Origin of the sequence: Noviherbaspirillum sp., assembly GCF_035944575.1 — a bacterium.
Lineage (GTDB): Bacteria > Pseudomonadota > Gammaproteobacteria > Burkholderiales > Burkholderiaceae_D > Noviherbaspirillum.
This window is the reverse complement of the sequence record NZ_DASZBA010000052.1, coordinates 1-5,615: the sequence shown is the minus strand read 5'-3', so window position 1 is coordinate 5,615 and position 5,615 is coordinate 1. Positions and strand designations below refer to the sequence as shown.

Below are 5,615 nucleotides of genomic sequence, written 5' to 3'. Positions count from 1 at the left end.
TCGACATCCACGGTTTGCTCAAGCATTTCGGGCAGTCGCCGTCTTTCTGGTCGTCGCTTGCGCCGCGAGCACAGGAGCTTGAGTTGATGCGGCCGCTTTTTTATGCACTTCGTTATGCGAGCCGGATGCTGGATACGCCTGTTCCGGCAGAAGTGACAAGGGCTTGTGATATTGCGGCTCCGGGTGGCGCACTGCTGCGATTGATGGACACATTGTTCATGCGCGCACTGATGCCGGACCATGTGAGTTGTTCGGACCGATTCACCGGAAGTGCAAGGCAGGCACTTTACCTGCGGGCGAACTGGTTGAGAATGCCGCCGCTGTTACTGATGCGGCACTTGTTTCACAAGGCTTTCATCTCGCCGAAAAAAGAGTAGAAAGAGGCGTATTCACGGGCAACGCGATGCCGGCCTCACATCCATCTTCTTACTTGTGCTGCACGCCTGGCTTGATAATCGGTGGGCTCGCAGACTGCCTGGAAGAGGGGAGGACACGGCGCAGGACATGATGAGCGGCCGTCGAGACGACCTTGGCTGTAAGCCAGGAAGCGATGCCGCATGGCAGCCAGCCTAATGCGATGCCGAGAAATACGCCGTACTCCGCGATTCCATACGCGTATCCGGCAATGAAGACAACGCCTGCGGTCACAATAGCGATTCGCCCCGCCAGGAGCCTGCACTTTTCATCAAATGTGGCGGCGTAAGCCGAGTGGCTGTATGGATCGCTACTTGCATTCCCCATGACTTGCTCCCTGTTGAAGGAGCTATTTAGAGTAAGGGGATCCATCGGCAGTTCCTGTTGTTCATTGATATTCAGCAATCCCGCTGCGTTCGCCGATTTGCGGCAAAAGGCTTCGCATACAACTTGATAATACACTTGATGATGCCTCAAATCTTCCTGATATAGTTGACTTGCGTCAATTAAATAGAGGTCCTGTCGCCGTCTGAAAGCTGATCTATGATGTATGGCGTATTTCGCGAGCTGATACTGCCGCCGGCAAGCCTGTTTTGCCTGCTCGCATTTGCATTGCTTCTTCGCCTTCGTTTTCCGCGCGCCGGCAATGTGCTCGGTGTCGCCTCGATGTTCCTTCTTCTTTTCCTTAGTACGGGCTTTGGCGCTCGTTTGCTTGTCGATCCGCTCGAGCGCCTTGCGCCAGCGCTGCCTTCAGGTCATGGCACGAATGCGGAGGCAATCGTTGTTTTGGCAGCAGGGCGCTACGCCGCTGCACCTGAATTTAACGGCGAAGAGATTCCCGACTATATCGCGCTTGCCCGCTTGCGTTATGCGGCGCGGCTTTACCGGCAAACGGGTTTGCCTATCCTGGTATCAGGAGGAAACGGGACTCCGGATGGCAGATTTCAACCAAAAGCAATCCCAATGGTGGATGCACTGGAAAAAGACTTTGCGATTCCCGTGAGGTGGATCGAACCGGATTCGGCCAATACCGCCGAAAACGCTTCGTTCAGCGCAGCCATGCTGAGGCGGGAAGGTATTACACGTATTTTGCTCGTGACCGACGCAATGCATATGCCGCGTTCCGTAGTAGCCTTCAGCCGGAATGGCATGGATGTCATTCCGGCACCGACGATCTTTTTCAGCGCGGGTCGTCCGACATGGATGGATATCCTTCCCAACGCCGAACATTTGCGGCGATCCTACTACGCTACCTATGAATGGATAGGGCTCGCCTGGTATGCGGTTCGCCCGCCGGCGAATGCCGACGTGCCACCCAAGGTGAATGAGAACTCTGTAGACAGTGGTGCTTTGCGCCAGGCGCTGCGTTAAGCGTCACCCGTGTCCAGGCGGAAGCCGACCTTCAACGTCACCTGATAATGTGCGACCTTGCCATCGACGATATGGCCGCGCGTTTCAGTGACTTCAAACCAGTCTATATTTCTCACCGTTTGCGATGATTTCTCGATCGCGTTACGGATGGCATCGTCGGTGCCTATGGTGGAAGAACCAACGAGTTCAATCAATTTGTAGGTATGTGCAGACATTGATATTCCTTCAATGGTGTATCGGAAATCGTTTGAGCGTTGAATCGCCGCTGCGTTTCGCAAACTGTGAAAGAAATTGCACGTTTTACCCCATCAGAAACGTAAACCTGCCTGCCTTGCATCTCAGAAAAAAACTTGCGCCGACCATGGAATTTCCTGGCGGCACGCAATGTCGAATGCCAGCATCCGGGTTGCCGGATAAAAACGCCGCTTGCGACATCGTCATGCACTCGGCTTTCTTCGCAAAAATCGATGGAACAAATAGTCAGCATGTTGTACGGCCTTTCCGGCATCGCCGCAACGGTTCTGTACATCCCGCAAATCTTGAAGTACCGGCGTGATCCGGTCGCATGCAAATCGATATCCCTTATTTGCTGGAGCGGGTGGGCCGTGCTTGCCGCCATCACGGTGCTGTATGCGCTGTATGTGGTGCGCAATCAATTGTTCGCGGTGGTTGCGGCGATGAATTTCGGCGCTCAGCTCGCGGTCATTTTTTATGGTTTGAAGGCGCGCCGCGCCGGGAAGGCGTCATCGACGCGCAGCCCTGCGGCAACGGATCGCGGCGCCGGTTATCAAAAAGGTTAGGATATGACAATAGCAAACGGGATTGCCGCGGTAATCGGCGCGGCGATCATATGGGTGGGACTGCAATGGTTTAAGCGCTTCCATCTTCGCAAGATGATCGTACGTTATAGGTTGCGTGCAATTGCCGGCGGTTACGGAATCGCCTTCGATCAAGCGCTGAATGCGCATCAAGCACGGTGCGCAGCGCAAAAGAAACGGGTTCGCGCCTGGGAAATGCCGGGCATCCTTGCCGAAGCAAGAGCCGTTTCCGGCATGCGTCCTGCGGCGGGGAGCGAGCCCAAGGTTCGGGCTTACGTGGAGAACGTGTCGGTTCAATACGGTAAGCGGTCGCAAGGCTGAGCATCAGGAGCGATGCTGCAGCCGTCACGAAGGAAAACGCAAGGTCCGCTCGTACTGGTATCCATGCGACGCAAGGTGCGGCGTTAATATTGCTGGTGATGATGGGCGCTGAAGTGGTGTATATTTCCGCACGCTGCGGCGCTTGGCTCGTCGCCGCGCCGGGAAACCGGCGAGGCCGGATGCGGCGACCGTTGGTTGTTTCGTCAAGGCCGGGTTTGTAATGTCGTTTTTTGTACTGTAAAGTCTTGCGGCGGCGGCGAGACGCATTTATTTGCGGCACGCACGCCGCACGGCGCCCGTCCACCGGAAAATCGGCTTGATGCCAGAGCGGCTTGATCCCAAAGGTCCACGTATGAATGCACCAACCCCCGAACTGAATAAAACGACATCGGCCGACACGTTGAAGACCGGGGAAGACCGCTACTTCATTACAGCGCTTTCCCGCGGCCTGGATGTGCTCGCCTGCTTCCGGTCCGGCGACTCTTCGCTAAGCAACCAGCAGATTTCGGAGCGCTGCGGATTGCCCAAGTCCACCGTGACCCGAATCGTCTATACCTTGACCAAGCGCGGTTATCTGATCCAGGTGGAGCCCGGCGGCAGGTATGCGCTCGGCACTGCCACGCTTGCGCTGGGCAGTTCGATGCTGGCACGAATGGACATCCGGCAGTTCGCGCGACCGTTGATGCAGGAGCTGGCCGATTTTGCCGGGGCCACCGTGGCGTTGGGGGTGCGGGACCGTCTGTCGATCATCTATACCGAAGTGGCACGCAGTGCCGCCACGTTGGCGCTGACGTTGCAGGTCGGCTCACGCATCCCGCTGGCGACATCGGCGATCGGTCGGGCATTCCTGGCCAGTGCTTCCGAACGGGAGCGCGCCGCCATCATGAAGCTGGCGGCGGATATGGATGAATCGGCCGCAACTGCGCTGCAGCAAGCGATCGACAAGGCCTTGCGGGACTACCAGGAATACGGCTGCGCGACATCGTTCGGAGAATGGCAGGGCGATGTCAACGGCATCGCGGTCGGTTTCCGATCCTCAGGCGCCATGCCGGCATTGGTGATCAACTGCGGCGGACCGTCTTCCAGCTTATCCAAGGAATTCCTGCTTAGCGAAGTAAAGCCCCGCCTGGTTGCTCTGGCCAGAAAACTCGAATCTTCCGCACTTGCCTGATCACGTCGGCGCCTTCAGGGCGCCGATTTTTCTTAAACTGACGCGAAGACTCCGCTTGCCCGCATGATGCGCTTTTCGCCGACTTGCAGATAGCAATTGGCGAAGGCCAGCCGGGCGCCTATCCGCTGAATATCAACATGCGCCTCCACCCAATCCCCCGGGTGGGCGGCAGCGACGAAATCCGTCGACAGGTTGACGGTCACCATTGGTTTTTCATTGTTTGCTATTGCGATAGCAATGCCAAGCGCACTATCGGCAAGCGTGGTCAGCATGCCGCCGTGCGCGATTCCCTTCACATTCGTATGGCGACCGTCGATGCGCACACCGATAACGGTGCGATCTGGCGTCGCCTGTTTCATGTAGACCGGGCCGAGCAGGGCGAGAAATGCGCTTCCTCGGTCAACCGGTTCGAAGCCCTCGGGGATGGATGATGCTTCTGCAGGCGTGGCAATAACGTGTGCGGTAGATGAATTCATGACGTTAAACAAATATATAAGTTTTGCTGTGCGGAATGATAATCCTAAACTTAAAACTGAGCTTACACTGACATAGGGGATGACATATTGGACCGTGACATCGTACGTCCGGTTTGTGGGGCAAATAAGCTTCTTTTGGATTCCTTGTAGTTCGGTTTGCCATCTTTACAGCGTTCACCTTCGCTGATAATATCCGTTTTGAATTATGGAACTCAGTTTCGCACAGCGGTCTTAAACGCCGCCTTATGTAGTCTTCTATTCGCCTCGTCCTCCTATTCCAATCAAGAGCAAGGTTCATGTCCAACGCACCTTATCAAACCGTACGTAATGTCGCCGTCATCACGCTCGATAACCCGCCCATCAACGGATTAGGCCTTGCTTTGCGGCGGGCAATCGTGGCCGCGGTGGATGCCGCCGCGTCCGACGCGCAAGTGCAGGCCATTGTTCTTATCGGTTCCGACCGCGCGTTTTCGGGTGGCGCCGACGTAAAGGAATTCGGCACGCCGAAGTCCAGCCAGGAGCCGAACCTGCTCACGGTGATCAAGACCGTTGAGACATCCGCCAAGCCGGTAATCGCCGCAATCGGTGGCGCCTGCATGGGCGGCGGCCTAGAGCTGGCCCTCGGTTGCCACTTCCGTGTTGCCAGGGCGGATGCGCAGATTGCGCTTCCCGAAGTGAAGCTCGGCATTCTTCCGGGAGCGGGCGGCACGCAGCGTCTGCCACGCCTTGTCGGGCTGGAGACAGCGCTCAACATGATTGTTTCGGGCAGCATCGTGCCGGCCTCGAATCTGGCCGGCACTGCCTTGTTCGATGAGGTCGTCGAAGACGAATTGCTGCCGGCGGCGCTGGCTTTCGCCGGCAAGGTGATCGACGAGAAGCGGCCCTTGAAGCGGGTCCGCGATATTCGCATTACGGAGCCGGATGCGGAAGCGTTCCTGCAGTTCGCCCGCAACTCCGTCGCTGCGGCAACCAAGCACTTTCCGGCCCCGCTGAAGTGTGCGGAGGCGGTTGGTGCGTCTTATTACAAGCCGTTCGACGAGGGCA

8 protein-coding genes and 1 pseudogene are annotated in these 5,615 nt (G+C 56.9%); 6 read left to right on the top strand and 3 right to left on the bottom strand.

All coding sequences use genetic code 11. The features are described 5' to 3' along the window. Positions 1-377, top strand: a pseudogene (locus VGU61_RS03020) (hypothetical protein); the annotation flags it as partial. Positions 378-426: 49 nt separating this feature from the next. On the opposite strand, the gene VGU61_RS03015 reads toward VGU61_RS03020, so the two are convergent. Beyond that, the gene (locus tag VGU61_RS03015) at positions 427-876 is read right to left on the bottom strand and encodes a hypothetical protein (protein ID WP_326857624.1); all 450 of its coding nucleotides are present in this window, start codon (positions 874-876) and stop codon (positions 427-429) included. An 81-nt stretch (positions 877-957) separates the two neighbouring features. Here VGU61_RS03015 and VGU61_RS03010 point away from each other — a divergent pair, with 81 nt between their 5' ends. Then, positions 958-1,785, top strand: a complete 828-nt coding sequence (locus VGU61_RS03010) for a YdcF family protein (RefSeq protein ID WP_326857623.1) — start codon at positions 958-960, stop codon at positions 1,783-1,785. Here VGU61_RS03010 and VGU61_RS03005 read toward each other — a convergent pair. Next, a complete protein-coding gene (locus tag VGU61_RS03005) occupies positions 1,782-2,000 on the bottom strand; it encodes a dodecin (protein WP_326857622.1) in 219 nt (72 codons plus the stop codon). The two genes, VGU61_RS03010 and VGU61_RS03005, sit on opposite strands and share 4 nt — an antisense overlap. Before the next feature lie 252 nt (positions 2,001-2,252). Here VGU61_RS03005 and VGU61_RS03000 point away from each other — a divergent pair, with 252 nt between their 5' ends. The 3 genes from VGU61_RS03000 to VGU61_RS02990 all read left to right on the top strand — a co-directional run bounded on the left by VGU61_RS03000 (position 2,253) and on the right by VGU61_RS02990 (position 4,095). Then, positions 2,253-2,585 carry a hypothetical protein gene (locus VGU61_RS03000; RefSeq protein WP_326857621.1) on the top strand — a complete coding sequence of 111 codons (333 nt, stop codon included), beginning with the start codon at positions 2,253-2,255 and terminating at the stop codon, positions 2,583-2,585. A gap of 3 nt (positions 2,586-2,588) precedes the next feature. After that, the gene (locus VGU61_RS02995; protein ID WP_326857620.1) at positions 2,589-2,924 is read left to right on the top strand and encodes a hypothetical protein; all 336 of its coding nucleotides are present in this window, start codon (positions 2,589-2,591) and stop codon (positions 2,922-2,924) included. 352 nt (positions 2,925-3,276) lie between these two features. Next, the gene (locus VGU61_RS02990) at positions 3,277-4,095 is read left to right on the top strand and encodes an IclR family transcriptional regulator (RefSeq protein WP_326857619.1); all 819 of its coding nucleotides are present in this window, start codon (positions 3,277-3,279) and stop codon (positions 4,093-4,095) included. Positions 4,096-4,127: 32 nt separating this feature from the next. Here VGU61_RS02990 and VGU61_RS02985 read toward each other — a convergent pair whose 3' ends face one another. Further along, on the bottom strand, positions 4,128-4,571 hold the full coding sequence (locus VGU61_RS02985) for a PaaI family thioesterase (protein WP_326857618.1): 444 nt from the start codon (positions 4,569-4,571) through the stop codon (positions 4,128-4,130). Positions 4,572-4,867: 296 nt separating this feature from the next. Here VGU61_RS02985 and VGU61_RS02980 point away from each other — a divergent pair. Continuing rightward, on the top strand, positions 4,868-5,615 hold a 748-nt coding region (locus VGU61_RS02980), incomplete at its 3' end, for an enoyl-CoA hydratase/isomerase family protein (protein WP_326857617.1).

Bases quoted from the DNA above. Each gene is read 5' to 3' on its own strand.
- VGU61_RS03005 (WP_326857622.1), bottom strand. From the start codon at position 2,000: ATGTCTGCACATACCTACAAATTGATTGAACTCGTTGGTTCTTCCACC.
- VGU61_RS03000 (WP_326857621.1), top strand. From the start codon at position 2,253: ATGGAACAAATAGTCAGCATGTTGTACGGCCTTTCCGGCATCGCCGCA.
- VGU61_RS03010 (WP_326857623.1), top strand. From the start codon at position 958: ATGATGTATGGCGTATTTCGCGAGCTGATACTGCCGCCGGCAAGCCTG.
- VGU61_RS02995 (WP_326857620.1), top strand. From the start codon at position 2,589: ATGACAATAGCAAACGGGATTGCCGCGGTAATCGGCGCGGCGATCATA.
- VGU61_RS02985 (WP_326857618.1), bottom strand. From the start codon at position 4,571: ATGAATTCATCTACCGCACACGTTATTGCCACGCCTGCAGAAGCATCA.
- VGU61_RS02990 (WP_326857619.1), top strand. From the start codon at position 3,277: ATGAATGCACCAACCCCCGAACTGAATAAAACGACATCGGCCGACACG.